The organism is Streptomyces sp. 351MFTsu5.1 (assembly GCF_000383655.1).
GTDB lineage: Bacteria > Actinomycetota > Actinomycetes > Streptomycetales > Streptomycetaceae > Streptomyces > Streptomyces griseorubiginosus.
The window spans coordinates 240,418-265,319 of the sequence record NZ_KB911784.1 but is presented as its reverse complement, the minus strand read 5'-3'; the positions used below and the strand labels follow the sequence as shown (position 1 = coordinate 265,319).

22 protein-coding genes are annotated in these 24,902 nt (G+C 71.9%); 6 read left to right on the top strand and 16 right to left on the bottom strand.

Annotation, left to right across the window (positions count from 1 at the left end; genetic code table 11):
- The first annotated feature begins 19 nt into the window (after positions 1–19).
- Positions 20–403 (top strand): VOC family protein, encoded by a 384-nt coding sequence (locus tag H295_RS0124065; RefSeq protein ID WP_020137915.1) that lies wholly within the window; start codon positions 20–22, stop codon positions 401–403.
- A 34-nt stretch (positions 404–437) separates the two neighbouring features.
- Here H295_RS0124065 and H295_RS0124060 read toward each other — a convergent pair whose 3' ends face one another.
- The 4 genes from H295_RS0124060 to H295_RS0124045 form a co-directional block, all read right to left on the bottom strand.
- Entirely contained in the window at positions 438–1,550 is a 1,113-nt protein-coding gene (locus H295_RS0124060; RefSeq protein WP_020137914.1) for a dipeptidase, read from the bottom strand.
- Between the two features lie 246 nt (positions 1,551–1,796).
- Positions 1,797–2,984: a dipeptidase gene (locus H295_RS0124055; protein WP_020137913.1), complete on the bottom strand. Its 1,188-nt coding sequence runs from the start codon at positions 2,982–2,984 to the stop codon at positions 1,797–1,799.
- Positions 2,981–3,478: a 5-(carboxyamino)imidazole ribonucleotide mutase gene (gene purE / locus H295_RS0124050; RefSeq protein WP_020137912.1), complete on the bottom strand. Its 498-nt coding sequence runs from the start codon at positions 3,476–3,478 to the stop codon at positions 2,981–2,983. The genes H295_RS0124055 and purE overlap by 4 nt, the downstream gene beginning before the upstream one ends.
- Positions 3,479–3,498: 20 nt before the next feature.
- On the bottom strand, positions 3,499–4,638 hold the full coding sequence (locus H295_RS0124045; protein ID WP_028809686.1) for a 5-(carboxyamino)imidazole ribonucleotide synthase: 1,140 nt from the start codon (positions 4,636–4,638) through the stop codon (positions 3,499–3,501).
- Between the two features lie 177 nt (positions 4,639–4,815).
- On the opposite strand from H295_RS0124045, the gene H295_RS0124040 reads away from it, so the two are divergent.
- Positions 4,816–5,331: a GtrA family protein gene (locus H295_RS0124040; protein WP_020137910.1), complete on the top strand. Its 516-nt coding sequence runs from the start codon at positions 4,816–4,818 to the stop codon at positions 5,329–5,331.
- Positions 5,332–5,434: 103 nt separating this feature from the next.
- Here the strand turns inward: H295_RS0124040 and H295_RS0124035 are convergent, their stop codons facing one another.
- Together H295_RS0124035 and H295_RS0124030 are read right to left on the bottom strand one after the other, a co-directional pair.
- Positions 5,435–6,709 (bottom strand): ATP-binding protein, encoded by a 1,275-nt coding sequence (locus H295_RS0124035; protein WP_020137909.1) that lies wholly within the window; start codon positions 6,707–6,709, stop codon positions 5,435–5,437.
- Positions 6,710–6,741: 32 nt separating this feature from the next.
- Positions 6,742–7,419 carry a response regulator transcription factor gene (locus tag H295_RS0124030; protein ID WP_007382513.1) on the bottom strand — a complete coding sequence of 226 codons (678 nt, stop codon included), beginning with the start codon at positions 7,417–7,419 and terminating at the stop codon, positions 6,742–6,744.
- 296 nt (positions 7,420–7,715) lie between these two features.
- On the opposite strand from H295_RS0124030, the gene H295_RS0124025 reads away from it, so the two are divergent.
- Positions 7,716–9,260, top strand: coding sequence for a peptide MFS transporter (locus H295_RS0124025; protein ID WP_020137908.1), 1,545 nt, complete (start codon positions 7,716–7,718; stop codon positions 9,258–9,260).
- Here H295_RS0124025 and H295_RS43515 read toward each other — a convergent pair.
- The 6 genes from H295_RS43515 to H295_RS0123995 all read right to left on the bottom strand — a co-directional run bounded on the left by H295_RS43515 (position 9,241) and on the right by H295_RS0123995 (position 14,696).
- Entirely contained in the window at positions 9,241–10,656 is a 1,416-nt protein-coding gene (locus H295_RS43515; protein ID WP_234021665.1) for a hypothetical protein, read from the bottom strand. The two genes, H295_RS0124025 and H295_RS43515, sit on opposite strands and share 20 nt — an antisense overlap.
- 2 nt (positions 10,657–10,658) lie before the next feature.
- Positions 10,659–11,765, bottom strand: a complete 1,107-nt coding sequence (locus H295_RS0124015) for a hypothetical protein (protein WP_043217844.1) — start codon at positions 11,763–11,765, stop codon at positions 10,659–10,661.
- A 17-nt stretch (positions 11,766–11,782) separates the two neighbouring features.
- Complete coding sequence (locus H295_RS0124010; protein ID WP_020137905.1) at positions 11,783–12,613, bottom strand: hypothetical protein; 831 nt, start codon at positions 12,611–12,613, stop codon at positions 11,783–11,785.
- Positions 12,614–12,650: 37 nt separating this feature from the next.
- On the bottom strand, positions 12,651–13,373 hold the full coding sequence (locus tag H295_RS0124005; protein WP_020137904.1) for an LPXTG cell wall anchor domain-containing protein: 723 nt from the start codon (positions 13,371–13,373) through the stop codon (positions 12,651–12,653).
- 237 nt (positions 13,374–13,610) lie between these two features.
- Positions 13,611–14,093, bottom strand: coding sequence for an ATP-binding protein (locus H295_RS0124000; RefSeq protein WP_020137903.1), 483 nt, complete (start codon positions 14,091–14,093; stop codon positions 13,611–13,613).
- 222 nt (positions 14,094–14,315) lie between these two features.
- Entirely contained in the window at positions 14,316–14,696 is a 381-nt protein-coding gene (locus tag H295_RS0123995) for an STAS domain-containing protein (protein ID WP_020137902.1), read from the bottom strand.
- A 250-nt stretch (positions 14,697–14,946) separates the two neighbouring features.
- Here H295_RS0123995 and H295_RS0123990 point away from each other — a divergent pair, with 250 nt between their 5' ends.
- Together H295_RS0123990 and H295_RS0123985 are read left to right on the top strand one after the other, a co-directional pair.
- On the top strand, positions 14,947–15,849 hold the full coding sequence (locus tag H295_RS0123990; RefSeq protein ID WP_106960931.1) for an RNA polymerase sigma factor SigF: 903 nt from the start codon (positions 14,947–14,949) through the stop codon (positions 15,847–15,849).
- A 188-nt stretch (positions 15,850–16,037) separates the two neighbouring features.
- Positions 16,038–17,684 (top strand): RICIN domain-containing protein, encoded by a 1,647-nt coding sequence (locus tag H295_RS0123985; protein WP_020137900.1) that lies wholly within the window; start codon positions 16,038–16,040, stop codon positions 17,682–17,684.
- 54 nt (positions 17,685–17,738) lie between these two features.
- Here the strand turns inward: H295_RS0123985 and hutI are convergent, their stop codons facing one another.
- The 4 genes from hutI to hutU are packed head-to-tail and all read right to left on the bottom strand — an operon-like array spanning position 17,739 to position 23,249.
- Positions 17,739–19,016 (bottom strand): imidazolonepropionase, encoded by a 1,278-nt coding sequence (hutI, locus tag H295_RS0123980; RefSeq protein ID WP_020137899.1) that lies wholly within the window; start codon positions 19,014–19,016, stop codon positions 17,739–17,741.
- Complete coding sequence (locus H295_RS0123975; RefSeq protein WP_020137898.1) at positions 19,013–20,353, bottom strand: formimidoylglutamate deiminase; 1,341 nt, start codon at positions 20,351–20,353, stop codon at positions 19,013–19,015. Before H295_RS0123975 ends, hutI begins: the two co-directional genes overlap by 4 nt.
- Positions 20,350–21,552, bottom strand: coding sequence for an allantoate amidohydrolase (locus H295_RS0123970; RefSeq protein WP_043217875.1), 1,203 nt, complete (start codon positions 21,550–21,552; stop codon positions 20,350–20,352). The genes H295_RS0123975 and H295_RS0123970 overlap by 4 nt, the downstream gene beginning before the upstream one ends.
- A 32-nt stretch (positions 21,553–21,584) precedes the next feature.
- Entirely contained in the window at positions 21,585–23,249 is a 1,665-nt protein-coding gene (gene hutU, locus H295_RS0123965) for a urocanate hydratase (protein ID WP_028809683.1), read from the bottom strand.
- 137 nt (positions 23,250–23,386) lie between these two features.
- Between hutU and H295_RS0123960 the strand changes: the two genes are divergently transcribed.
- Positions 23,387–24,799 carry a diaminopimelate decarboxylase gene (locus H295_RS0123960; protein ID WP_020137895.1) on the top strand — a complete coding sequence of 471 codons (1,413 nt, stop codon included), beginning with the start codon at positions 23,387–23,389 and terminating at the stop codon, positions 24,797–24,799.
- Positions 24,800–24,902: the final 103 nt, after the last annotated feature.

Sequence of the window (24,902 nt, the reverse complement as noted above, 5' to 3'; positions counted from 1 at the left end):
CCGACCAGGAGGAACCCTCGTGACCGTCGCCCGCTTCCGTTCCGTCGTGCTCGACTGCCCCGATCCCCGCGCGCTGGCCCGCTTCTACGCGGGCATCGTGGGCGGCACCCCGGAGGACGACGACCCCGACTGGGTGGTCCTGCGGGTCCCCGCCGGGCCCCGCCTCGCCTTCCAGAGCGCCCCGGGGTTCACCCCGCCGGAATGGCCGCGCACCGACCGCAACTCCCAGCAGTTCCACCTCGACCTGGACGCCGGCAGCACCTGGGAGGAGATCGAGGCGGCGCAGGCGAGGGTGCTGGAGCTGGGGGCGCGGCTGCTGCACGCGGAGGACAAGGAGGACTTCCGGGTGTACGCGGATCCGGCCGGGCATCCGTTCTGCCTGTGCCGGATCGACCCTGTGTGAGGCCTGCCGGTCCTCTGTGCGAGGCGGCGGCCGGTCAGCCGTCCAGGTCGGCGATCTTCGCCGTGGACGGCTCCCGGCGCTGCTGGGCCGCCCGCGCGGTGAAGTCGGACTCGCGCAGCACCCGCTGGACGTTCCCCCAGGTCAGCAGGGCGAGGTCGGCCTCCGCCCAGCCGCGGCGCAGCAGCTCGGCAACGAGGTGCGGGTAGCAGGAGGCGTCGCCGAGTTCCTGCGGGTGCGCGGTCCCGGCGTCATAGGTGCCGGACAGGCCCACACAGTCGACGCCGGCGACCTCGCGCACATGGTCGAGGTGGTCGGCGACGTCCCGGACCGTGGGCCCGGTCTGCTCGGCGGTCAGCGGCACCATGCACAGCCCCTTGGCGGCGCCCAGCTCGGTGAGCAGGTCGTCGGGGAGGTTGACGGGGTGCGGGCGCAGGGCGCGGGCGGCGGAGCGGGTGAACAGCACGGGCGCCTTGGAGACCGCGAGGACCCGCCGGATGGTGTCCCCGGAGGCCCCGGAGAGATCGGCGAGGACACCGAGCCGGTTCATCTCGCGCAGCACCTCCTCGCCGAACCGGGTCAGCCCCGCCTCGCTCGCCCAGGACACCCCGGACAGGGTGAGGGCGCGCAGGCCGAGGGCGTGCAGGGAGCGCAGGATGCCGAGCGAGTCGCCGAGGGCGGCGGCACCGGCGGGGCCGAGCAGGACGGCGACGCGGCCGCAGTGGTGGGCGTCGGTGGTCTGTCCCGCCGTACGGGCCAGCCGCAGGCCCTCGGGGTGGTTCCGTACGACCGTCTTGACCAGGTCGAGCTGCTCCAGCGTGGCCCCCACCGCACGGTCCCCGTCGAGGCCCTCGGGCAGGTGCAGCGACCACAGCAGGGCGCCCACATGGCCCTCCCTGAGCCGGGGCACGTCCGTGTCCACGGCGCTCTCGCCGAGTTCCAGGTCGAACCAGGGCAGGTGCCGCAGCGCCCAGGGCAGCCCGCTGTAGCCGTCGGCTACGGGGTGCGCGGCGAGGAGGGCGCGGGCGCGTTCCAGGGGTTCGGCGTCCGGGTCGGACACGGGGGTGTACAGCTCCGGCACGGCCCCGAAGAGCTGGGGCAGCTCTCCCAGCTCGGCCGGGGGGTGCAGTTCGTCCTGGAGGTCTGCCATGACGGGCTCCGTACGTCGTGATCTTCCTGATCGCCGTACGGTCACCGTCGCACGGGGTGCGAGGGGCTTCCTGGTGGACGGGGCGTTCGGGGGTACGGCCCGGATCCACGCGGGGCCCAGCCTCCACATGTCGGCTCACGGGGCGCCCGACGGCCTCCGACCTCGTCTTTCGTCATTTGCCCTCGACCGCTGTCCGGGGGCCTTGGGCGGGGCGGACGGCTGCACCGACCGCCCCGTCCCGGACGCTCAGCCGTCGAGTGCGGCGAGGGTCGCGTTCGACGGACCCCGCGTGGCCTGGAGGTCGCGGGACACGTCCTCGGCCGCGCCCAGCACCCGGACCGCGTTCTGCCAGGTCAGCTTGGCCAGGTCCGGCCTGGACCAGCCGCGGGCGAGGAGTTCCGCGACGAGGTTCGGGTAGCCGGAGACGTCGTCGAGGCCGTCCGGGGTGAAGGCGGTGCCGTCGTAGTCGCCGCCGATGCCGATGTGGTCGACGCCCGCCACCTCGCGCATGTGGTCGAGGTGGTCGGCGACCGTCGCGACCGTGGCGACGGGGCGCGGGGTGCGCTCCTCGAAGGCGCGGTGCACCTTCATCGCCTCCGGGGTGGTGTCGAGGTGGTGGAAGCCGTGCTCGCGCATGTTCTCGTCGGCGGCGGCCGTCCAGTCGACGGCGGCCTGGAGGACGAACTTCGGCACGAAGGTCACCATCGCCATGCCGCCGTTGGCGGGAAGGCGTTCCAGGACGTCGTCCGGGACGTTGCGCGGGTGGTCGCACACGGCTCGCGCGGAGGAGTGCGAGAAGATCACCGGCGCGCTCGTCGCGTCCAGCGCGTCCCGCATGGTCGTCGCCGCCACGTGCGAGAGGTCCACGAGCATGCCCTCGCGGTTCATCTCCCGCACCACCGCACGGCCGAACGCCGACAGGCCCCCGACACCGGGCTCGTCGGTCGCCGAGTCCGCCCAGTCCACGTTGTCGTTGTGGGTGAGGGTCATGTAGCGCACGCCGAGCGTGTACAACGCGCGTAGCGTCGCCAGGGAGTTGGCGATGGAGTGACCGCCCTCGGCGCCCATGAGGGAGGCGATACGGCCTTCCCGGCGGGCCGCCTCCATGTCCGCGGCGGTGAGCGCGGGCCGCAGCGTGTCGGCGTACCGCGCCTGGAGCTGCCGTACGCAGTCGATCTGTTCCAGGGTCGCCGGCACCGCGTCGGGCAGGTCCGAGCGGACGTACACCGACCAGTACTGGGCGCCGACCCCGCCGGCCCGCAGCCGGGCCAGGTCGGTGTGCAGGTGGGCCGACTGGTCGGTGGCGATGTCCCGGGCGTCGAGGTCGTAGCGGACCTGTTCGCGCAGGGCCCAGGGCAGGTCGTTGTGGCCGTCGACGACCGGGAACTCGCTCAGGAGTTCCCGGGCCGCCGCCAGCTCTGCCGCGGCCGTCACTTGCCGAAGCCGAAGCCGTTGGAGCCCTCGACCTTGGCCCTGAGGCGCTTGCCCTTGTCGGTGGCCTGGTCGTTGAGCTCCTGCTGGAACTCCCGCATCCGGCCGAGGAGTTCCTCGTCGTGGGCGGCGAGGATGCGGGTCGCGAGCAGACCGGCGTTGCGGGCGCCCGCGACGGAGACGGTCGCGACCGGGACACCGGCCGGCATCTGCACGATCGACAGCAGCGAGTCCATGCCGTCGAGGTACTTCAGGGGCACCGGCACACCGATGACGGGGAGCGGGGTGACGGAGGCGAGCATGCCCGGCAGGTGGGCGGCTCCTCCGGCACCCGCGATGATCACCTTCAGGCCCCGCTCGGCCGCCTGCTCGCCGTACGCGATCATCTCGCGCGGCATCCGGTGCGCGGAGACGACGTCGACCTCGTACTCGACCTCGAACTCGTCGAGGGCCTGGGCGGCGGCCTCCATGACGGGCCAGTCGGAGTCCGACCCCATGACGATGCCTACAACGGGGCTCATTCGGTGATCGTGCCTCTCAGGTAGCCGGCAGCGTGACGTGCGCGTTCGAGAACGTCGTCCAGGTCGTCGCCGTAGGTGTTGACGTGGCCGACCTTGCGGCCGGGCTTCACGTCCTTGCCGTACATGTGGATCTTCAGCTGGGGGTCGCGGGCCATGCAGTGCAGGTACGCGGAGTACATGTCGGGGAAGTCGCCGCCGAGGACGTTGACCATGACGGTCCACGGCGCGCGGGGGCGCGGGTCGCCGAGCGGGAGGTCCAGGACGGCCCGGACGTGGTTGGCGAACTGGCTGGTGATCGCGCCGTCCATCGACCAGTGGCCGGAGTTGTGCGGGCGCATCGCGAGCTCGTTGACGAGGATGCGGCCGTCGCGGGTCTGGAACAGCTCGACGGCGAGGTGGCCGACGACGTCCAGTTCCTTGGCGATGGTGAGGGCCATCTCCTCGGCCCGCAGAGCCAGGGACTCGTCCAGGTCGGGCGCGGGGGCGATCACCGTGTCGCAGACGCCGTTGACCTGCTGGGACTCGACGACCGGGTAGGCGACGGCCTGGCCGTGCGGCGACCGTACGACGTTGGCGGCGAGCTCGCGGACGTAGTCGACCTTCTCCTCGGCGAGGACGGGGACACCGGCCCGGAAGGGGTCGGCGGCCTCCTCGACGGAGTCCACGACCCACACGCCCTTGCCGTCGTAGCCGCCGCGGACGGTCTTGAGGACGACGGGGAAGCCGTCGCCCTCGGCCGCGAAGGCCGCCACGTCCTGGGGATCGCTGACGATCCGGTGCCGGGGGCACGGCACGCCGATCTCGGTGAGCCTCGCGCGCATCACCCCCTTGTCCTGGGCGTGCACGAGCGCGTCGGGGCCGGGGCGTACGGGGATGCCGTCCGCCTCCAGGGCTCTGAGGTGCTCGGTGGGTACGTGTTCGTGATCGAAAGTGATCACGTCGCAGCCCTTCGCGAACTCGCGGAGCGTGTCGAGGTCGCGATAGTCGCCGATGACGACGTCGCTGACCACCTGCGCCGCGGAATCCTGAGGGGTGTCACTGAGGAGCTTGAACCTGATGCCGAGCGGGATGCCCGCCTCGTGTGTCATACGAGCGAGCTGCCCCCCGCCGACCATGCCGACTACCGGGAACGTCACGCCCTTAGGGTATCGGTCGCGCCACGGCGGCCGGATTCCGCGCCTCTTCCGGTCCTCTTACCAGCTTGTTTCCCTGTGTGTGAGTTCATCCACAGGCAACCGGCAGGGGGGATGGTTAGCATGGCTGAGTTGACGAAATCACTCGACTGACCGACCCGACTGGGGGACTGTACAACCATGGGACATGGTTCCTCAGGGCTGCGGAGGGTCGTACGCGAGGTCGCCAAGTTCGGCGCGGTCGGCGGCGCGGGCCTCCTGGTCAACCTCGCCGTCTTCAACCTCGTCCGGCATCTCACCGACCTTCCGGTGGTCCGCGCGAGCGTCGTCGCCACGGTGGTGGCCATCGTCTTCAACTACATCGGGTTCCGGTACTTCACCTACCGTGACCGCGACAAGAGCGGCCGCACCAAGGAACTGACCCTGTTCCTGCTGTTCAGCGCGGTCGGCCTGGTCATCGAGAACGGCATCCTGTACGCCGCGACCTACGGCTTCGGCTGGGACAGCCCGCTCCAGAGCAACATCTTCAAGTTCCTCGGCATCGGCATCGCGACGCTGTTCCGCTTCTGGTCCTACCGCAGCTGGGTCTTCAAGACCCTGCCGGCCCGCGAGGCCGTGGCCAGCGCGGAATCCTTCCTGGAGGAAGCGGAGCAGACAGCGGCCAGGAAACTCCGCCCACGCCAGCGAGCGCTCTGACCGGGGTTTTCAGGGGGCGCGGGGGGTCTTTTCAGGGGCGCGGGGAACTGCGCAGAACGCCCGCCCCCACCGGACCCGCACCGAACAACCACCGCAGCGCAGCTCACCGCACCATCGGCTCGTCGTCGTCCACCAGCGACGACTTCAGCGGCGTCCGGGACAGGAACAACCCGAACACCGGCGGCTGGGCCTGGAGCATCTCCAGACGGCCCCCGTCCGCCTCCGCGAGGTCCCGGGCGACCGCGAGGCCGATCCCCGTGGAGTTGCGGCCGCTGATCGTGCGCTCGAAGATCCGCGCCCCGAGGTCCGCGGGGACGCCGGGACCCTCGTCGGTGACCTCGATGACCGCCTGGTTGCCGGTGACCCGCGTGCGCAGCGCCACCGTGCCACCCCCGTGCATGAGGGAGTTCTCGATCAGCGCGGCCAGGACCTGCGCGACCGCGCCCGGCGTACCGACCGCCGTGAGGTGCCGTTTGCCCGAGCTGACGATCGCCCGGCCCGCGCTGCGGTAGGCGGGCCGCCACTCCGCGAGCTGCTGCTGGATGACCTCGTCGAGGTCGAAGGTGACGGCGTTGCCGGCGCGCGGGTCGCGGGAGTTGGTGAGCAGCCGCTCGACCACGTCCGTCAGCCGCTCCACCTGCGTGAGCGCGACGTTCGCCTCCTCCTTCACCGTGTCCGGGTCGTCGGTGAGGGTGATCTCCTCCAGCCGCATCGACAGCGCGGTCAGCGGCGTACGGAGCTGGTGCGAGGCGTCCGCGGCCAGCCGCCGTTCCGCCGTGAGCATGCGGGCGATGCGCTCGGCGGAGGAGTCCAGGACGTCGGCGACCCGGTCCAGCTCGGGGACGCCGTAGCGCTTGTGACGGGGGCGCGGGTCGCCGGAGCCGAGGCGTTCGGCGGTCTCGGCGAGGTCGGTGAGCGGCGAGGCGAGCTTGTTGGCCTGGCGGATCGCGAGGAGGACGGCGGCGATCACCGCGAGCAGGGCCACCAGGCCGATGATCAGGAGGGTGCGGCCGACCTCGCGGGTCACCGAGGAGCGCGGCTCCTGCACGGTGACGGTCTCGCCCTCCTCGCCCTCCTGCGTGGAGCTGATGACCTCACCGGAGGGCCTGGTGCCGACCTCGATCGGGTCCTTACCGGGGATCCGGATCACGGCGTACCGTTCCTGCGCGACCTGGTCGCGCAGGATCTCCGCGTTCACGTCCTCCGCGGCGAACAGCCGGCTGTCCACGATCCCGGCCAGCCGGATCGCCTCGGAATCCACCCGCTCCTGAGCGCTGTTGCTGATGGTGCGGGTCTCGACGATGACGAGGGACACGCCGAAGACGGCGATCACCACGAGCACCACGGCGAGCGTGGACTGGATCAGTCGACGGCGCATGTCCTCTTACCTGCTAGCCGGATGGCCGGGGTTCAGCTCTTCTCGAAGCGGAAGCCCACGCCTCGTACCGTCGCGATGTACCGCGGGTTCGCCGCGTCGTCGCCGAGCTTCTTGCGCAGCCACGAGATGTGCATGTCCAGCGTCTTGGTCGACGACCACCATGTGGTGTCCCAGACCTCGCGCATCAGCTGGTCCCGGGTCACCACCCGGCCCGCGTCCCGCACCAGCACCCGCAGCAGGTCGAACTCCTTGGCGGTGAGCTGGAGTTCCTCGTCGCCCATCCAGGCGCGGTGCGACTCGACGTCGATGCGCACGCCGTGCGTGGCGGGCGGCTGGGCCGGCTCCGCGGCGCCGCGCCGCAGCAGCGCCCGGACCCGGGCGAGCAGCTCGGCGAGGCGGAAGGGCTTGGTGACGTAGTCGTCGGCGCCCGCGTCCAGGCCGACGACGGTGTCCACCTCGTCGGCGCGTGCGGTCAGGATGAGGATGGGTACGGCGTGGCCCTCGGCGCGCAGTCGGCGGGCCACCTCGAGGCCGTCCATGCCGGGCAGACCCAGGTCGAGGACGACCAGGTCGATGCCGCCCTGCATTCCGGCGTCGAGTGCGGTGGGGCCGTCCTCGCGCACCTCGACCTCGTACCCTTCCCGGCGCAGGGCGCGGGCCAGCGGCTCCGAAATGGACGCATCGTCCTCGGCGAGCAGTACACGGGTCATGAGCTGATGGTAGACCGCTCTTGACAGATGCTGCGGTGTGATCGCAACCCCGTGATTCTTACCTTTCACGATTGTGGGGCGAACCTGTGAGTGTGGGATGGCAATCGTGTAGGGACCTTAGAAACCGGGTGTACGGTTCCATCTGCACCTGTGATTCAAGTCTCAAGTCCTTCCATTTCCGGCACTGTCCTGCCGTATGGTGACTTGAAGCCTGTCGCAACGTGGGGACCTTTGGCGCGCATCCGTCGCCAAAGGTCTCTTTTGTGTGCGGTAATCCCCACCAGCAAGGAACGACCATGGCGTCCAGCCTGACGAAGGACTCGGTGACTCCGGGCACCCCCGGTTCCGACAAGACCTTCTTCGGCCACCCCCGCGGACTGGCCACTCTCTTCATGACCGAGATGTGGGAGAGGTTCTCCTACTACGGCATGAAGGCCCTGCTCACCGTCTACCTGCTCTCCGGCGGCCCCGACGCCGGCAAGGGCAGCATGGGCGGCGGCCTCGCGATGGACCTGGCGACCACCACCGTGATCGTCTCCGTCTACTCGGCGATGGTCTACCTGCTCGCCATGCCCGGCGGCTGGCTCGGCGACCGCGTCTGGGGCCCCCGCAAGACGGTGGCCATCGCCGCCGTCACGATCATGGCCGGTCACATCACCCTGGCGCTGCCCGGCGGCCAGGCGCCGTTCTTCGCGGGCCTGGCGCTGGTCGCGGCCGGTTCCGGTCTGCTCAAGGCCAACATCTCCACGATGGTCGGCCACCTCTACGACGGCCCGGACGACCCGCGCCGCGACGGCGGCTTCACGATCTTCTACATGGGCATCAACGCCGGCGCCTTCTTCGCCCCGCTGGCCATCGGCACCGTCGGCCAGGAGGTCAGCTGGCACCTCGGCTTCGGCATGGCCGCGGTCGGCATGGCGATCGGCCTGGCCGCGTTCCTGCTCGGCACCCGCAACCTGAGCCCGGTCAGCAGCGTCGTCCCCAAGCCGCTGGCGGCCGAGGAGCGCGCGGCCTGGCTGCGCAAGGGCCTGTACTGGGTGATCGCCGCGGCCGTCTTCTACGGCGTCGTCGGCTTCACCGGCCACTTCACCCTGAACTGGGCGATGATCCCGCTCACCGTCATCGGTCTGGTCGTCCCGGCGGGTGTGCTGCTGCGCATCAAGCGGGACAAGGAGCTGACCAACGACGAGCAGTCGAAGATGTCCGGCTACATCTGGTTCTTCGTCGCGGCCGCCGTGTTCTGGATGATCTACGACCAGGGCGCGTCCACGGTCCAGGCGTTCGGCTCGAACGACCAGAAGACGGCCGACTCCCTGCTCGGCTTCGACTTCCCGACCTCCTGGTACCAGTCGCTGAACCCGCTGTTCATCATGGCGCTGGCCCCGGTCTTCGCCTGGCTGTGGGTGTGGCTGAACCGCAAGGGCAAGGAGCCCAGCACCATCGTGAAGTTCTCGATGGGCCTGGTCCTGATCGGCGTCTCGTTCTTCTTCTTCCTGATCCCGATCGCCATGGCCGCGAACGGCACCGCGGTCAGCCCGATGTGGCTGGTGGGCATCTACTTCATCCAGACCGTGGGTGAGCTGTGCCTCTCACCGGTGGGTCTGTCGGTGACCACGAAGATGGCCCCCGCGAAGTACGCCTCGCAGATGATGGGCGTCTGGTTCCTCGCGGTGACCGCGGGCGACTCGATCACCGGCCTGCTGTCCAACCCGGCGATCGCCGGGGTCGACCTCAGCGGGACCGCGGCGGTCTTCGGCGAGGCGACGCTCGCGGCTCTCGCCGGGTTCGCCGTGTGGATGTACCGGCGGAAGGTGAAGTCCCTCATGGGGGACGTGCGCTAGTACTCCGGCCTGAACCGACGGGGCCGCCGCGATCCGGGTGGATTGCGGCGGCCCCGTCGGTTTCACGTACCGTGCGCGGTTCCCCGCGCCCCTGCCGTGCCCTTCTCCCGGGCATGAAGGTGAAGACCGCGCCGCCCAGCAGCACGGCCGTGCCGGCCACCAGGCCCAGCGCCTTCAGGGCCCCGTGGTCGTCCGCGCCCGTCGCCGCGAGGCCGCCGCTCGTGGAGGAACCGCCGGTGCCTGACGTGCCGCCCGAGCCTGAAGTCCCGCCGGCCGCGCCGCCCTCCTGCTTCTCCGTGGTGAGGGTGAGGGAGACCTCGGTCTTGTCGGGCTTGCAGGTGGTCGTCGTACCCAGGGCCTTGATCGTCAGGACGCCCGGGGACAGGGTCGACTCCCCCGTCGCCCCCGGCTTGTAGGTGCCCGTCATGTCGGGGATCGCGATCGGGTCGCCGGACTTGATGGGCGCGGAGTTGGTGGGCCCCTCGACGGAGACCGAGCCGGTGTCGGCACCGCCCAGGGTGACCTCCATGGAGGGCTTCACCGAGTCCGCGGGGATGTCGGCCGGGCTGTCCATCGGGGAGTTCTTGAACTGCACCGTGATGCCGTAACTGCCGCCGTCCTTCTTGGCGTTGATCTGGATCTCGGAGGTCGCCTTCTTCTCCCCGAGGGGCGACTGGCAGGTGTAGGGGATGGAGACCGCCTTGCCGGTGAAGTCGGTCTGACCGCCGCCCGAGGACTCCGTGGCGCTCGGGGTCGGGCTGGGACTCCCGGTGTCCGTGGGTGTCGGGGTCGGGGTCGGGGTGTCCGTCGGGTCCGGCGTCGACGTCCCGTTGCCCTGCGCCACGGTGACCGTCGCCGCCTTCGGGACCGTCTCCGTCGGCGTGCACACCGTGTTGGTGCCCATCGCGTTCACCGTGTAGGCGCCCGGCGTCAGCGTCAGCTCCCCGGCCGCCGTCAGCTTCAGGGTGCCCTTCATGTCGGACAGCACCATGTCGCCGCCCTTGGGGATGGCGGGGTTCTCGCGCGGCCCGGTCATCGCGATGTCGGCGCTCTGCGCACCGGCGGCCTTCAAGGTGCCGGTCGGCTGCACCGAGTTGGCGGGCAGGTCGATGATGTTCGGGTTCTTGGACGCGGCCTGGGTGAACTTCCACACCACGGTGATCTCGTCGCCGACCTTCGCCGTGGCGGGGGCGGTGACCTCGACCTTGGTGGTGCCGTCGACGGGGTCGAGGCCGACGCCCGCGGGCGGCACACAGCGGGTCGCGAACGACACCTCGGCGGCCTGGGCGGGCCCGGCCGCCAGGCCCAGCACCACGCCCGCCCCGACCAGCGCGAGCGCCGCGCCCGCCGCGCCCGCTCTCCCCGGCACGGCGGCCGGTGTGACTCTCCTTCGCATGCTCACGTGGATCCCTCTCTGGTGGGAGTCGCAGGACTCGTGGGAGCCGGAGGGCTCGGGGGAGTCGCAGGACTCGTCGGGCTGTCGTCGTGCGGTGCGGAGAGCCGGCCACCGGCCGTGCCCGGATCGGCGTCCGGGGTGAACCACGGCAGGGTGGAGGTGGCGGTCGGGGTGGCCGCGTGCGCGGCCGTGGAGGGCTTGAAACCCGGCAGGCGCAGGGCGAGTTCGGGGAGCCGCACACCGCGGTGCCGGACCCCGCCGGCGGGCCGCGGCCGCACCCGGTCCACGACGGCCATGCCGATGCGGAACAGCGCCGCCGGCACGACCAGGCAGACCAGGATCCAGAACAGCGTCACGCCCCAGGGCCGGCCCACGCCCCAGGGCTGCTCGGCGAGCACCTTGCCGCCGTACTTCAGGGACACCGTGTAGTCGCCGTGTGCTCCGGCCGAGAGCTCGACGGGCAGTTCGATCCGTGCCCTGCCGCCGGGCCTGATGGTGCCGCGCCACTGCTGCTCGTCCCACTGCGGGGCGAACACGCCGTGGGCGGTGCCGACTTGGAAGACCGGGTTCCTGACGTCGGAGGTGCCGACGTTGCCGACGGTGAAGACCAGGGTGCGGGCGGGAGGTGCTCCGAACCAGGTCAGCAGGCCACTGGAGCCGTTCAGGGCGGTGTCGGTGAGGACGGACAACCGGCCGCCGGAGGTGTCCGCGGGCAGCGGCTCCACGGCGTGCCCGGCCACCTGGAAGACCGCGTCGGCCTCGGCCTTCGCGCCGGTCACCGTGGCCACGTGCACCACACAGGGACAGGGCACCGGCGGTTCGGAGACCGGCAGTTTCCTGCTGAAACCGCCCTTGGCGTCGGTGGTGACGGCCCGGCCGTCCGCGTTGGCACAGGAGTTGGTGCCACCCGGCACCCCGCGCGAGGGCACGGCCTGTCCGCAGATCAGGATCATCAGCAGCGTCCGCTGCCGCCAGCCACTGCCGCTCACGGTGATGGAACCCCCGGTGCCCGCCTGGGACTTGGACAGCTGCACGCTCGGCCGGTCGGCCGCGGCCGCGGTTCCGGCGAGGGGGGCGAGCAGCAGCGCGAGCACCGCCACCAGCACCATGGCCCGAAGCTTCCGGTTCACCTCGTCGCTCCCGTCAACTCGGCTTCCGTGCACGGCGCGTCGGAGGGCACCCGGTCGGTCGTACGGCTCCTTCGACGGCGTACGACGAAGCAGGCGCCCCCAGCCGCCAGCGCCGCCGCGGCTCCCGCCACCCCGCGCCAGGGCACGAACCGTGCGGACGCGCCTGCGGTGTCGTGGGCGCCTCCTGCCGCGGTGACCGTGAGCCGGACGGAGACCGCGTCCAGAGCGGGCGGGTCCGCCCAGGGCTCGGTGAGGTGCAGGCGGGAGCCCGGCGGGAGGCGCACGGGGAGGGTGCGTGGGGGCCGGTCGAGGAGGAGGCCGAGGACGCCGTCCGCCCGTACGGCGACACGCGGGCTGAGGGGCGTCGTACCGCGGTTGACGACGTCGTAGGTGATGCGGCCGGCGCGCACCGCGACGTGTTCGACGGTCAGCGCGGACAGCTCCGGGACGGTCGAGCGCAGGTGGACCGGGAGGCTCCGGGTGCCGCCGGTGTCGTCGCGCGCGACGATCCGGGCGCTGCGGTCGCGGTCGGCGACGGTCACCGTGAAGGGGACGTCGGCGCGGGTGCGGGCCGGGACCCGGACGGAACCGCGGGCGAACGTGGCGCCGGACAGCCGTACGGTGACCGGCCGGCTGCCCCGGTTGGTCACGGACACCGTGTCCTGGACGACCGTCCCGGGCGCGCCCTCGGCGTAGAAGGCGGGCCGGCCGCCGCCCGCGGGCGCGAGGGACCATCCGTCGGCGGCGCGGGCCGCGGGGACGGGCCCCAGCAGGAGCAGCAGGGGCAGGGAGAGGGCCAGGGGCAGCGTGCGGGCGGCGGACGGCATGGGCGGCTCCAGCTGTCGTACGGACTGTCGTACGGATTCAGCGGCGCACGCGGGCCGTCGGGTGGCGCCGGGTGAGCCAGAGGGTGCCCGCGGCCCCCGCGAGCAGCACGGTGCCGCCGAGGGTGCCCAGCGCGATCGCCGAGTCCTCGGGGCCGGTCTGCGGGAGGGCGGCGCCGGTGCCGCTGTCGCTCTGGGTGCCGCCGGAGGACCCGCTGCCGCCGGTGGAGCCACTGCCGCCGGAGGAGCCCGAGGCGGCGGTGACGTCCAGGGTGAGGGAGGCGCCGGGGCTGTTGGTCGGCGTGCACGTGGTGGTCGTGCCGAGCGCCTTGATGGTGAGCACGCCCGCGGTGAAGGTGACCTTGCCGGACTTCTTCGGGGTGTACGTCCCGGTCAGGTCGTTGATCTTGATGGGGGTGTTGGCGGGGACGACGGCCTGGTTGGCGGGGCCGGTCACGTTCATCGTGCCGCTGTCCGCGCCGCCCAGCTCGATGGTGGCGCTCGGGTTCATCGCACCCTTGCCGAGGTCGACGGGGCTGGACGAGACGCCCTTCTGCCAGGACATGGTGATCTTGTATCCGCCGCCGCTCTTGACGCCCTTGATGTCGATGGGCGAGACGGCGCTCTTGTCACCGATCGGGGTCTTGCACTGGTAGTTGACGTTCACGACCTCGGCGTGGGCAGCGGGGGCGGTCATCAGCACCGCCGAGCCGGCCAGGGCCGCGACGGACGCGAGCGCGGCGGTTCGTTTCGGGTACGACACGGTTCCGCTCCCCTTACTCGTTCCTGACGGCACATCAGATCGGCCGTCAAGGTACGCCGGGGCACCGGAGGAAGGAAGAGAAAGGAAGTGCCGGAACTGTGGGGGCGCTCCTCGGGACAGGGCGGGGCACGGCAGCAGAGGGCAGCCCGGAACGGGCACCGCTCGAGCTCGGCGCGCCCGACGGGACGAAGAGCCCCGAGACCGGGACGCACCCCTCGCCACGGCGTCCCCGCAGGGTCAGGCCGGAGCGCCCAGTTCCGCCCACACCGTCTTGCCGGTCTCGCCGGGGTTGCGGACGACTCCCCAGTCGAGGCAGAGCCGCTGCACGATGAACATCCCGTGGCCGCCGGGCCGCCCGGCCCGGTGCGGCGAGCGGGGAGCCGGCTGGCCCGCGCCCCTGTCGGAGACCTCGAGCCGGATGACCTTGCGGTCGCAGGAGATCCGCAGCTGGTCCGGCCCCTCCGCGTGCAGGCACGCGTTGGTGACCAGCTCCGACACCACGAGCAGAACGTCCTCCGCGGCGGCCCGCTGGTCCGCGCCCGCGGCCGGGAGCCAGCCCCACGCGTACAGCGCCTGCCGGGTGAAGTCGCGCGCGAGCGGAACGACCGCACTCTCGCCGTCGAAGCTCAGCCGGCGGACCTGCCGTCCTTGCGGCACCTCGGCGGCAGCCTCGGGCTCCGGGTCACGGTCGCCCGGCGGGTAGGGCCGGGTGGTGCTCATCAGCGCTTCACCTCACCGATTCACCGGTTCACGATTCAACGTCACTGCATGGTCGTTCACCGAAACAGTCAGTACGGATGTCTCCTGCCCGAGCGGACCGGTGGAACACCCCTCTATTCGGGACGTATGTCCCGCACGCCGGGTGTGACACCCGATGAGTGCCGGTCGGAGGAGACGAACGGGCACGAGCGGAGGCCCTGGGGACGCCGCCCGGCTCGGGTCTCAGTCGCCGGTCCCGTCGGCCAGGGCCTCTTCCAGCGTGTCGTGCACGGTGAAGACCGCGTCGGCCCCCGTGATCTCGAAGACCCGCGCCACGACGGGCAGCATGCCCGCAAGATGTACGCCACCCCCCGCCGCCTCGGCCTTCAGCCGTGCCCCCAGCAGCACATTCAGTCCGGTGGAGTCACAGAACTCCAGCCGTGTGCAGTCGACGACAAGCCGGCTCTTCCCCTTGGCGAGGCAGTCCTCGAGTGGCTCACGCAACAAATCGGCCGTGTGGTGATCCAACTCACCTGCCGGAGTCACGACGGCACTGGAGCCCTCTTGCCGCACCTCAACCAGAAGCCGGCCAGACTGTGCGCTGCCGACCGTCCCGCGGTCCATGCCGTCTCTCTCTCCCGACGTCGTGGCTGCTGATGACGCCCTCGAACACTACGCCTTCTCCACACCCTCCGACACCCGAACAATCACACGCAAACGGACATAACCGCACAGAACACACTTGCGGTTGTGTCGGGAAACCGGGTAGGGCTTGTAGACACACGTACTCGACACGGCCGGCTTTGGAGGCGCCGCACACCGCAGTGCACGAACTGGCTTCGGCAGCCTTATGCCGAGAACGATGGAGGACATCATGTCACCCCGGCTCGACGCCTCGCATACCCATCAGGCGACGTCGACATCCCCCCCGGAACATCTGAATCCCATCGAGCAGGACAGCGAAGACGACGTGCTCGCCGGGCTTCCGGAGATCCCGCCGTTCGAAGAGGTGGGAGCGATGGACGCGCGAGCCCTCTCCAAGACCCTCTTCGCGCGGCTGGAGTCGCTGGAGGAGGGCACGCACGAGTATTCGTACGTCCGCAACACGCTCGTCGAACTGAACCTCGCCCTGGTCAAGTTCGCCGCCTCCCGGTTCCGCTCCCGCAGTGAACCGATGGAGGACATCATCCAGGTCGGCACCATCGGCCTGATCAAGGCGATCGACCGCTTCGAACTGAGTCGCGGAGTGGAGTTCCCCACGTTCGCGATGCCAACCATCGTGGGCGAGATCAAGCGGTTCTTCCGGGACACGTCCTGGTCGGTGCGGGTGCCGCGCCGCCTTCAGGAGCTCCGGCTCGACCTGGCCAAGGCCGGCGACGAACTGGCCCAGCGGCTCGACCGCGCCCCCACCGTGGCCGAGCTCGCCGAGCGCCTGGGACTGTCGAGGGAGGAGGTCGTCGAAGGCATGGCGGCGTCCAACGCCTACACCGCCGCCTCCCTGGACGCCCAGGCCGAGGAGGACGACTCCGAGGGCACGCTGGTCGACCGGATCGGCTACGAGGACCACGGGCTCGAGGGCATCGAGTACGTCGAGTCCCTGAAGCCGCTGATCGCCGAGCTGCCGTCCCGGGACCGCACGATCCTCTCGCTGCGCTTCGTCGCGGGCATGACCCAGTCGGAGATCGGCGACGAGCTCGGGATCTCCCAGATGCACGTGTCGCGGCTGCTGTCGCGGACGCTGGTGAAGCTCCGCAAGGGCCTGACCGTCGAGGAGTGACGGGTCGGCACCACTGACCTGCACGTGTGCCCGGTGTCCGGTGGGACACCGGGCACACGTGCGTTCCGGACGCTGTTTCGGCACATTCCGGACACCCCATAGTTACTTGGAGTAACCCTTTCCCCCAGGGTGCACTTCCCTCACTATGGTCGCTCACAGACTGGCCGGTACGTCAGGAGGAGGGGCGCATGGCGCGGGCCGAGGGGGCGGGGGACGGCGTACGCGCCGGGGGGCACGACGGCGCGTCCGACGCCCGTCTCACCGAGCTGCTGCGCGCCGACACGACCACGGCGTACACGGCCCTGCTGGAGCTGCGCGCCCGCCACCAGCCCGCGGTCCTGGCCTACGCCCGCCTGTGCACGGCCGGTGAGAGCGCGGCCCGGCAGCTGGCCGCGCAGACCTTCACGCTCGCGGCCCGGGAGACGGCCCGCGGGACCGACCCCGGCCTCCCCTGGCGGCACCGGCTCCTGCTGCTCACGGCCCGCTCGGCCGCGCAGTGGGCCGGGGACCAGCGGTCGGCGGGCCTGGACGCGAGCGTCCTGCTGCTCCTGAACACCGCCGGACCCGACGGCCCCGTACCCCCGGTGCTCACCGCCTTCGAGTCCCTTCCGGCCCGGGCCCAGGGCCTTGTCTGGTACGCCCTGGTGGAGGCCGAGCCGGAGGAGCGGACGGCCGTCCACCTGGGCCTCACCCGCGAGGACGTGGTCTACGGCACCGAGGGCGCCCTGAACGCGCTCGCCCAGGCCTGTCTGCGGTCCCGCCTGGCGGCCTCGGACGATCCCCGCTGCGCGGACTTCCGCCGGCTCATCGAGGAGTCCGTCCGTCCGGACAACCCCCGGGACAGCGCCGATCTGCGCGCCCACATGATCCACTGTCCGCACTGCGCGGCCGCCCACGAGGAACAGCGCGCACTGCGCGACACCCCGCGGACGGCAGTGGCGGAGGGTCTGCTGCCGTGGGGCGGGGCTGCGTATGTGCGGGCGGAGCGGGACGCGGGGGCGGGAGCGCGGCCGTCGGAGGCGGGACCGCCGTCGCAGGGGCCAGGGGCGGGCGGGTCCCGGTCGCGGGAGTCCAGGGCGGGCAGGTCCCGCTCGGGCCGGCGGGCGATGCCGAGGGCGGTTGCGGGGACATGGCCGCGGCAGCGGCGGCTCGTGCTGGCGTCGGCTGCGCTGGGGGTGGCGTTGGCGCCGCTGCTGCTGTTCCTGGGGACGCGGGACGGTGATCCGGCCTCGGAAGCGGCAGGCACCGCGCTGCCGGGCCCCTCGCAGGTGACGGTGACCACGACGGTCCCACCGACCCTCGCGCCCTCCCCCTCCCCCTCTTCGTCCCCGTCCTCGTCCCCGTCCCCGTCCCTCTCCTCGTCGAGCAGACCGCCTTCCGCGTCCCCGAGCCCGTCCCCGCCCCGCAGAACGAGCCCACCCCCGTTCCGCGCGCCCGACGGCTCCTACGCCCAGGTGGTGAATCTCGACACGGCCCGCTGCCTGGACGTCTCCGGCGACTTCGACAACGGCACGGACGTCGTCACCGCGCCCTGCACCTCGGCCGCCTCCCAGCGCTGGCGTGCCGACACCGCCCGGGGTGTCCTCCAGTCCGCCGCCGATCCCGACTTCTGCCTGGACAGCCGCGGGGACGTCGACAAGGGCCTCGGCATCTGGTCCTGCGACTCCGTGGAGGGCAGCCACGGCGACAACCTCCGCTTCACGGTGGACTCAGACGGCGTGATCCGCCCGGCGATCGCGATCGAGACGGGAGTGACCCCGGGCGGCGGGAACGGGGTCTCACTGGAGCCGCTGACCGGGGGCGCGGAGCAGCGGTGGCGGGCGGGGGCGTCGTAACGGCGATGTGTGCCGGGGCGGCCAGGCCACGCGTACACCCTTGCGCTCCTCCCGTCAGGCCACGCGTACGCCCCGCCGCCACATCCCGCTCACCAGCGGCACCCCCGGCCGGTAGGCCAGGTGCACATGGCTGGGGGCGTCCAGGAGGATCAGGTCGGCGTACGCGCCCGGGGTCAGCCGCCCGATGTCCTCGCGCCGCAGCGCCGCCGCCCCGCCCGCCGTGGCCGACCAGACCGCCTCGTCCGGGGTCATCCCCATGTCGCGTACCGCGAGGGCCACGCAGAAGGGGACGGAGGAGGTGAAGGAGGAGCCCGGGTTGCAGTCCGTCGACAGGGCCACGGTCACCCCCGCGTCCAGGAGGCGGCGGGCGTCCGGCCACTCGGCGCGCGTGGAGAACTCCGCGCCGGGCAGCAGCGTGGCGACCGTACGGCTGTTCGCCAGGGCGTCCACGTCGTCGTCGGTGAGGTGGGTGCAGTGGTCGGCGCTGGCGGCGTCGAGTTCGACGGCGAGCTGCACGCCGGGGCCGTAGGTGAGCTGGTTGGCGTGGATGCGGGGGTGCAGTCCCTTCGCCTTGCCGGCCGTGAGGATCGCGCGGGCCTGGTCGCCGTCGAAGGCGCCCTTCTCGCAGAAGACGTCGATCCAGCGGGCGTACGGGGCGCAGGCGTCCAGCATCTCGCCGGTGACCAGGGCCACGTAGGCCGCCGGGTCGTCGGCGTGGTCGGGCGGGACGATGTGGGCGCCGAGGTAGGTGACCTCGTCGGTGTGCGCGGCGGCGATCCGCAGGGCCCTCGCCTCGTCCTCGACGGTCAGTCCGTAGCCCGACTTGGTCTCGAAGGTCGTGGTGCCCTGGCGCAGGGCCTCGGCGAGGTGGTGGGTGAGGTTGCGTTCGAGTGCGTCGTCGCTCGCCGCCCGGGTCGCCGCCACCGTCGTGCGGATGCCGCCCGCGGTGTAGGGGCGGCCGGACATGCGGGCGTTGAACTCCTCGGTGCGGTCGCCCGCGAAGACGAGGTGGCTGTGGGAGTCGACGAAGCCGGGCAGGACCGCCCGTCCACCTGCGTCGACCCGATTGTCAGTGGCGGGTGCTTTGCTTTGATCACCGGTCCACACGACGCGGTCGCCCTCGATGGCGACGGCTGCGTGCTGGACCAGTCCGAGGGGGGATCCGTCACCGGAGGAGGGGTCGTTGGTGACCAGGGCGGCGATGTTGGTGATGAGTGTGCTGGCGGTGCTCGCCGAGTGGGCGGGGCTGACGGTCGTCGCGTTGTTCATGGCGTCCTCGGTGGCCTGGTCGGCGGTGGGGGCGGGTTCGCTGCCGGGGTTCCGCGGTCTCATCCGCGCAGGGCGGCGACGGCTTCCGCGAGGGCTCGGGGCACATCCGGCACGAGGGCGTGCACCCCGTCCCGTACGACGTGCCGGCCTGCCACGACCGTGTGCGACACGTCCGCTGCCGACGCGGCGAATACGGCCGTCTCGGCCCCGAGCCGCGGAAGCGGCCCTGCCGTCCTGACCGAGTCGAGGGCGACGGTGGTGAAGTCGGCGAGCGCGCCCGGCTCCAGGGTTCCGGCCTCGTCCCAGCCGAGGGCCGCGTGGCCGTCGGCGGAGGCCGCCCGCAGAAGGGCCGCCGCCGTCCAGTGACCGCGGGTGCGGGTGCGCAGGCGCTCGTTCAGCTCCATCGCGCGGGCCTCCTCCAGGAGGTCGATCACTGCGTGGCTGTCGGAGCCGAGGGAGAGCGGTGAGCCCTCGTTCTGGAGGGCGACGGCCGGGCCGATGCCGTCCGCGAGGTCCCGCTCGGTGGTCGGGCACATGCAGGTGCCGGTGCCGCTGCCGCCGAGGAGGGAGATGTCCTCGGCGGTGAGGTGGGTGTTGTGGACGCCGGTGGTGCGGGGGCCGAGAACCCCGTGCAGGGCGAGGAGCTGGGTCGGGGTGCAGCCGTGGACCTCGTGGCAGGCCTCGTTCTCGGCGGTCTGCTCGGAGAGATGGACGTGCAGCGGCGCCCCGCGCTCCCCGGCCCAGCCCGCCACGGTCGCCAACTGTTCGGCGGGCACGGCCCGTACGGAGTGGATCGCGGCCCCGATCCGTGCGTGATCCCGGTCCTTGAGAACTGAACAGCGTGCGGCCCATGCCTCCGCGTCGCCGTCGGAGAAGCGGAGCTGGTGGCTGTTGGGGGGCTGTCCGAAGCCGGAGGAGAGGTAGGCGGTGTCGAGGAGGGTGATGCGGATGCCGGCTTCGGCGGCGGCCTCGATCAGCGCCTCGCCCATGGCGTTGAGGTCGGCGTAGCGGGTGCCGCCGGGGGCGTGGTGGACGTAGTGGAACTCCCCGACACTCGTGATCCCGGCCAGCGCCATCTCGGCGTACACGGCGCGGGCGAGCGCGTGGTACGTCTCGGGGGTCAGCCTGTCGGCGACCGCGTACATGACCTCGCGCCAGGTCCAGAAGGTCCCGGAGCCGACCTGGACGGTGCCGCGCAGGGCCCGGTGGAAGGCGTGCGAGTGGGCGTTGGCCAGGCCCGGCAGGGTCAGTCCGCGCAGGATCTCGGCGCCGGGGGGCGGGGTGGCGGTGTCCGTGCGGACGGCGGCGATGCGGCCGTCCCGCACGTCCAGGGCGACGCCCGGCTCGACGTGGGTGTCGAGCCAGGCGTGCTCCAGCCAGTAGGTCTTCGGGGTCGTCACCGGCAGGCCAGCCCTTCCAGTACGTCGGCGAGCGCGAGGACCCCGGCCAGGCAGTCGTCCTCGGCGGCGGACTCCGCCGGGGAGTGCGAGACGCCCGTGGGGTTGCGCACGAACAGCATGGCGGTCGGAATGCTCCCGGACAGGATTCCCGCGTCGTGTCCGGCACCGGTCCCGAGGACGGGCACCTTGAGGTCGGTGTCGGTGCCGAGGATACGGGCGAGTTCGTCGCGCAGGGCGTGGTCGAACTCGACGACGGGGGTGAACGACTCCCGGACGATGTCGAGGTCGACGCCGTGCGCCCGCGCGTACTCCCCGGCCGCCTTCTCGATGCCGCCGACCACCTGGTCGAGGCTGTCCTGGTCGGCGGCGCGGGAGTCGAGCCAGCCGCGCACCAGGGAGGGGATGGCGTTGACGCCGTTCGGCTCGACGGAGATCTTGCCGAAGGTGGCGACGGCACCGGCGAGTTCGGCCTCCCGGCGGGCGGCGAGCACCGTCTCGGCGTACGACAGCATGGGGTCGCGCCGGTCCGTGAGGCGGGTGGTGCCGGCGTGGTTGGCCTCGCCCCGGAAGTCGAACCGCCAGCGCCCGTGCGGCCAGATCGCGCTGGCGATGCCGACCCGGTCGCCGCTGAGGTCCAGTGCCCGCCCCTGTTCGACGTGCAGCTCGACGAAGGCGCCGATGCGGGCGAGCCGCTCCGGGTCGGCTCCGATGCCGTCGGGGTCGTAGCCGGCCGCCTCCATGGCCCGCGGCAGCGTGACCCCGTCCCCGTCGGTGAGCCGGTGCGCCTGCTCGACGGTGAGCTGCCCGGCGGTGAGCCGGGAGCCGACGCAGGCGAGCCCGAACCGGGCGCCCTCCTCGTCACCGAAGTTGACGAGGGCGAGGGGCCGCGTGAACTCGGCGCGCCGGGACCGGAGTTCGTCGAGCGCGGCGAAGGCGGACACGACGCCGAGGGGGCCGTCGAAGGCGCCGCCGTCGGGCACCGAGTCCAGGTGCGACCCGGTGACGACGGCGTCCCCGGCGGCGGGGTCGCCGAGCCAGGCCCACTGGTTGCCGTTCCGGTCGACCTCGTAGGTCAGTCCCCTGGTCTCGGCCTGCTCCTTGAACCAGGCCCGGCATTCGGTGTCGGCCCCGGTCCAGGCGTAGCGCCGGTAGCCGTGGGAGTCGGGGTGCCGCCCGATGGGGAGCAGCTCCCTCCACATGCTGTGGAACGAGCTGCCATGGGACGTCTGCGTCACGCCGAGTCACCCTCGCGCATCGGGATCCGCACACCGCGCTCGTCGGCGACGGACTCCGCGATGTCGTAGCCCGCGTCGACGTGCCGGATGACGCCCATGCCGGGGTCGTTGGTCAGGACCCGGCGGACCTTCTCGCCGCCGAGCCTGGTGCCGTCGGCGACCGTGACCTGGCCGGCGTGGATCGAGCGGCCCATGCCCACACCGCCGCCGTGGTGCAGGGAGACCCAGGAGGCGCCGGAGGCCACGTTGACCATCGCGTTCAGCAGCGGCCAGTCGGCGATGGCGTCGGACCCGTCGAGCATGGCCTCGGTCTCGCGGTACGGGGAGGCCACCGACCCGGCGTCCAGGTGGTCGCGTCCGATCGCCAGCGGCGCGGCCAGCTCGCCGCTCGCCACCATGTCGTTGAAGCGCTCGCCGGCCTTGTCGCGCTCGCCGTAGCCGAGCCAGCAGATGCGGGCGGGCAGGCCCTGGAAGTGGACGCGCTCGCCGGCCATCTTGATCCAGCGGGCGAGGGACTCGTTCTCCGGGAAGAGCTCCAGGATCGCCTTGTCGGTCTTGGCGATGTCGGAGGCCTCGCCCGACAGGGCGGCCCAGCGGAAGGGGCCCTTGCCCTCGCAGAACAGCGGGCGGATGTAGGCGGGGACGAAGCCGGGGAAGTCGAACGCCCGGCTGTATCCGGCGAGTTGGGCCTCGCCACGGATCGAGTTGCCGTAGTCGAAGACCTCGGCGCCGGCGTCCATGAAGCCGACCATGGCCTCGACGTGCCGGGCCATCGACTCCCGGGCGCGGGTGGTGAAGCCCGCCGGGTCCTTCGCCGCCGCGTCCGCCATGTCCTCGAAGGCGAGGCCGGTGGGCAGGTAGGCCAGCGGGTCGTGGGCCGAGGTCTGGTCGGTGACGATGTCGATGGGCGCGCCCTCGGCGAGCATGCGCGGGACGAGGTCGGCGGCGTTGCCGAGGAGGCCGATGGAGAGCGGGCGGCGGGCGTCGCGGGCCTCCACGGCCAGCTGGAGGGCGTGCTCCAGGGAGTCGGCCTGCACGTCCAGGTACCGGTGCTCGATGCGGCGCTCGATGGCCCGGGGGTCGCAGTCGATGCAGATCGCGACGCCGTCGTTCATGGTGACGGCGAGCGGCTGGGCGCCGCCCATGCCGCCGAGTCCTGCGGTGAGGGTGATGGTCCCGGCGAGGGTGCCGCCGAACTTCTTGGCGGCGACGGCGGCGAAGGTCTCGTAGGTGCCCTGGAGGATGCCCTGGGTGCCGATGTAGATCCAGGAACCGGCGGTCATCTGGCCGTACATGGTGAGGCCGAGGGCCTCCAGGCGGCGGAACTCCTCCCAGTTGGCCCAGTCGCCGACCAGGTTGGAGTTGGCGATCAGGACGCGCGGGGCCCACTCGTGGGTCTGCATGACGCCGACCGGGCGGCCGGACTGGACCAGCATGGTCTCGTCCTGCTTGAGGGTGCGCAGCGTGCGGACCATGGCGTCGAAGGAGCGCCAGTCACGGGCCGCCTTGCCGGTGCCGCCGTAGACGACGAGCTTGTCGGGGTGTTCGGCGACCTCGGGGTCAAGGTTGTTCTGGAGCATCCGCAGGGCGGCCTCCTGCTGCCATCCCAGGGCGCTCAGTTCCGTACCGCGCGGCGCTCGGACGGGGCGGGGTCCTGACATGGTCTGCCTCCTGGGGGCTGTGCTGCGGATGGCCGCGTACCGGTGAGTGCTGTCGATATTCACATCCTGGCCGCCTGAATAGAACTAGTCAATACGTTCTGGCGTCTGCCTCAGGAGGGAAGGGATGTTTCCTGGACATGCGCACCCTCGAAGCACAGGCGAGGACGGGAGTCGTGGTGGACGAGTACGGCAACACCGGCGAAGAAGGGGCGGCCCGCCGGGACGAGGCGGTGCGCGGGGCCGTGGAGCGGGGCCTGCTGGGGCCGGACGCCCCCGTCGTCGGGCTTCTCGACGTCACCGGCATCCGGGAGTCGGCGCGGGAACTGCGGGCGGCCTTCGACGCCGTCACGGCACCCGGCACCCCGGTGCTGCACGCCTTCGCGGTGAAGGCGACCCCGCTGGTGCCGGTGCTGCGGCTGCTGCGCGAGGAGGGGATCGGCGCGGAGGTGGCGAGCCCGGGCGAGCTGGCCCTGGCACGGGCGGCGGGGCTGTCGCCGGCCCGGACCGTGCTGGACTCGCCCGCGAAGACGGCGGCCGAGCTGCGGGAGGCGTTGGCCCTGGGGATCGCGGTCAACGCGGACAACCCGCAGGAGCTGGACCGCATCGACGGCCTGATGCGGTCGGCGGTCAGCCGCTCACCGCTCGGGATCCGGGTCAACCCGCAGGTCGGCGGCGGTTCCATCGGGGCCACCTCGACGGCCACCGAGACCTCGAAGTTCGGGGTGGCGCTGCGGGACGAGGGGGCGCGCGAGTGGGTTGTGCGCGCCTACCTCGACCGGCCCTGGCTGAGCCGGCTGCACGCGCACACCGGCTCGCAGGGCATCCCGCTCTCCCTGATGGTGCGGGGCGTCGAGGAGACGTACGCGCTCGCCGAGGAGATCAACGGGCGGATCGGGCGGCCGCAGATCGACACGATCGACATCGGCGGCGGGCTGCCGGTGAACTTCGCCTCGGAGGCGACGGCACCGACGTACACGGAGTACGCGCGGGCGCTGAGGGCGGGGGTGCCGGGGCTGTTCGACGGGCGGTACGGGCTGGTCACCGAGTTCGGGCGGTCGCTGCTGGCCAAGCACGGCACCATCGTGGCGCGGGTGGAGTACGCCAAGAGCGCGGGCGGGCGGCCGGTCGCGGTGACGCACGCGGGCGTGCAGGTGGCGACGCGGACGGTGTACGTGCCGGGGTCGTGGCCGCTCAGGATCGCGGCGTACGACGGCAAGGGGCGGCCGAAGAGCGGGCCCGAGGTGGTGCAGGACGTGGCGGGTCCGGCCTGTTTCGCGGGCGACCTGCTGGCCGAGGGGCGTGCGCTGCCGCTGCTGGACCAGGGGGACCACGCGGCGGCGCTGGACACGGGCGCGTACTACTTCGCGCACCACTACGCCTACAACTCGCTGGCCCGGCCGGGCATCTACGGCTTCGTGCCCGACCCGCAGACGGGCGGTGTCCGCTTCGCGACCGTGCGGGACCCGCAGACCCTCGCCTCGATCGTGGCCGAATCCGGAGGGGCGCACGTCGGGGCGCTCACCACCCTGCACACCCCCGGGAGCCGTTGACATGCGCCCCAGAGGTCGCTGATCAAATAGCCGGTGAAACAAGGCAAGTCGACCCACTCTAGTCACCCCGAGCATGTTCCACCGGAAAATGCCAGATCCCTCA

What these genes read in the sequence shown, in the direction of transcription:
- H295_RS0124060 (WP_020137914.1), bottom strand. Translation starts at nt 1,550, where the DNA reads ATGGCAGACCTCCAGGACGAACTGCACCCCCCGGCCGAGCTGGGAGAG.
- H295_RS0124030 (WP_007382513.1), bottom strand. Translation starts at nt 7,419, where the DNA reads ATGACCCGTGTACTGCTCGCCGAGGACGATGCGTCCATTTCGGAGCCG.
- H295_RS0123970 (WP_043217875.1), bottom strand. Translation starts at nt 21,552, where the DNA reads ATGTGGAGGGAGCTGCTCCCCATCGGGCGGCACCCCGACTCCCACGGC.
- H295_RS0124035 (WP_020137909.1), bottom strand. Translation starts at nt 6,709, where the DNA reads ATGCGCCGTCGACTGATCCAGTCCACGCTCGCCGTGGTGCTCGTGGTG.
- H295_RS0124015 (WP_043217844.1), bottom strand. Translation starts at nt 11,765, where the DNA reads ATGGTGCTGGTGGCGGTGCTCGCGCTGCTGCTCGCCCCCCTCGCCGGA.
- H295_RS0124025 (WP_020137908.1), top strand. Translation starts at nt 7,716, where the DNA reads ATGGCGTCCAGCCTGACGAAGGACTCGGTGACTCCGGGCACCCCCGGT.
- H295_RS0124010 (WP_020137905.1), bottom strand. Translation starts at nt 12,613, where the DNA reads ATGCCGTCCGCCGCCCGCACGCTGCCCCTGGCCCTCTCCCTGCCCCTG.
- hutI (WP_020137899.1), bottom strand. Translation starts at nt 19,016, where the DNA reads ATGAGACCGCGGAACCCCGGCAGCGAACCCGCCCCCACCGCCGACCAG.
- H295_RS0123995 (WP_020137902.1), bottom strand. Translation starts at nt 14,696, where the DNA reads ATGGACCGCGGGACGGTCGGCAGCGCACAGTCTGGCCGGCTTCTGGTT.
- hutU (WP_028809683.1), bottom strand. Translation starts at nt 23,249, where the DNA reads ATGTCAGGACCCCGCCCCGTCCGAGCGCCGCGCGGTACGGAACTGAGC.
- H295_RS0123985 (WP_020137900.1), top strand. Translation starts at nt 16,038, where the DNA reads ATGGCGCGGGCCGAGGGGGCGGGGGACGGCGTACGCGCCGGGGGGCAC.
- H295_RS0124040 (WP_020137910.1), top strand. Translation starts at nt 4,816, where the DNA reads ATGGGACATGGTTCCTCAGGGCTGCGGAGGGTCGTACGCGAGGTCGCC.
- H295_RS0124000 (WP_020137903.1), bottom strand. Translation starts at nt 14,093, where the DNA reads ATGAGCACCACCCGGCCCTACCCGCCGGGCGACCGTGACCCGGAGCCC.
- H295_RS43515 (WP_234021665.1), bottom strand. Translation starts at nt 10,656, where the DNA reads ATGCGAAGGAGAGTCACACCGGCCGCCGTGCCGGGGAGAGCGGGCGCG.
- purE (WP_020137912.1), bottom strand. Translation starts at nt 3,478, where the DNA reads ATGGGGTCGGACTCCGACTGGCCCGTCATGGAGGCCGCCGCCCAGGCC.
- H295_RS0123990 (WP_106960931.1), top strand. Translation starts at nt 14,947, where the DNA reads ATGTCACCCCGGCTCGACGCCTCGCATACCCATCAGGCGACGTCGACA.
- H295_RS0123960 (WP_020137895.1), top strand. Translation starts at nt 23,387, where the DNA reads ATGCGCACCCTCGAAGCACAGGCGAGGACGGGAGTCGTGGTGGACGAG.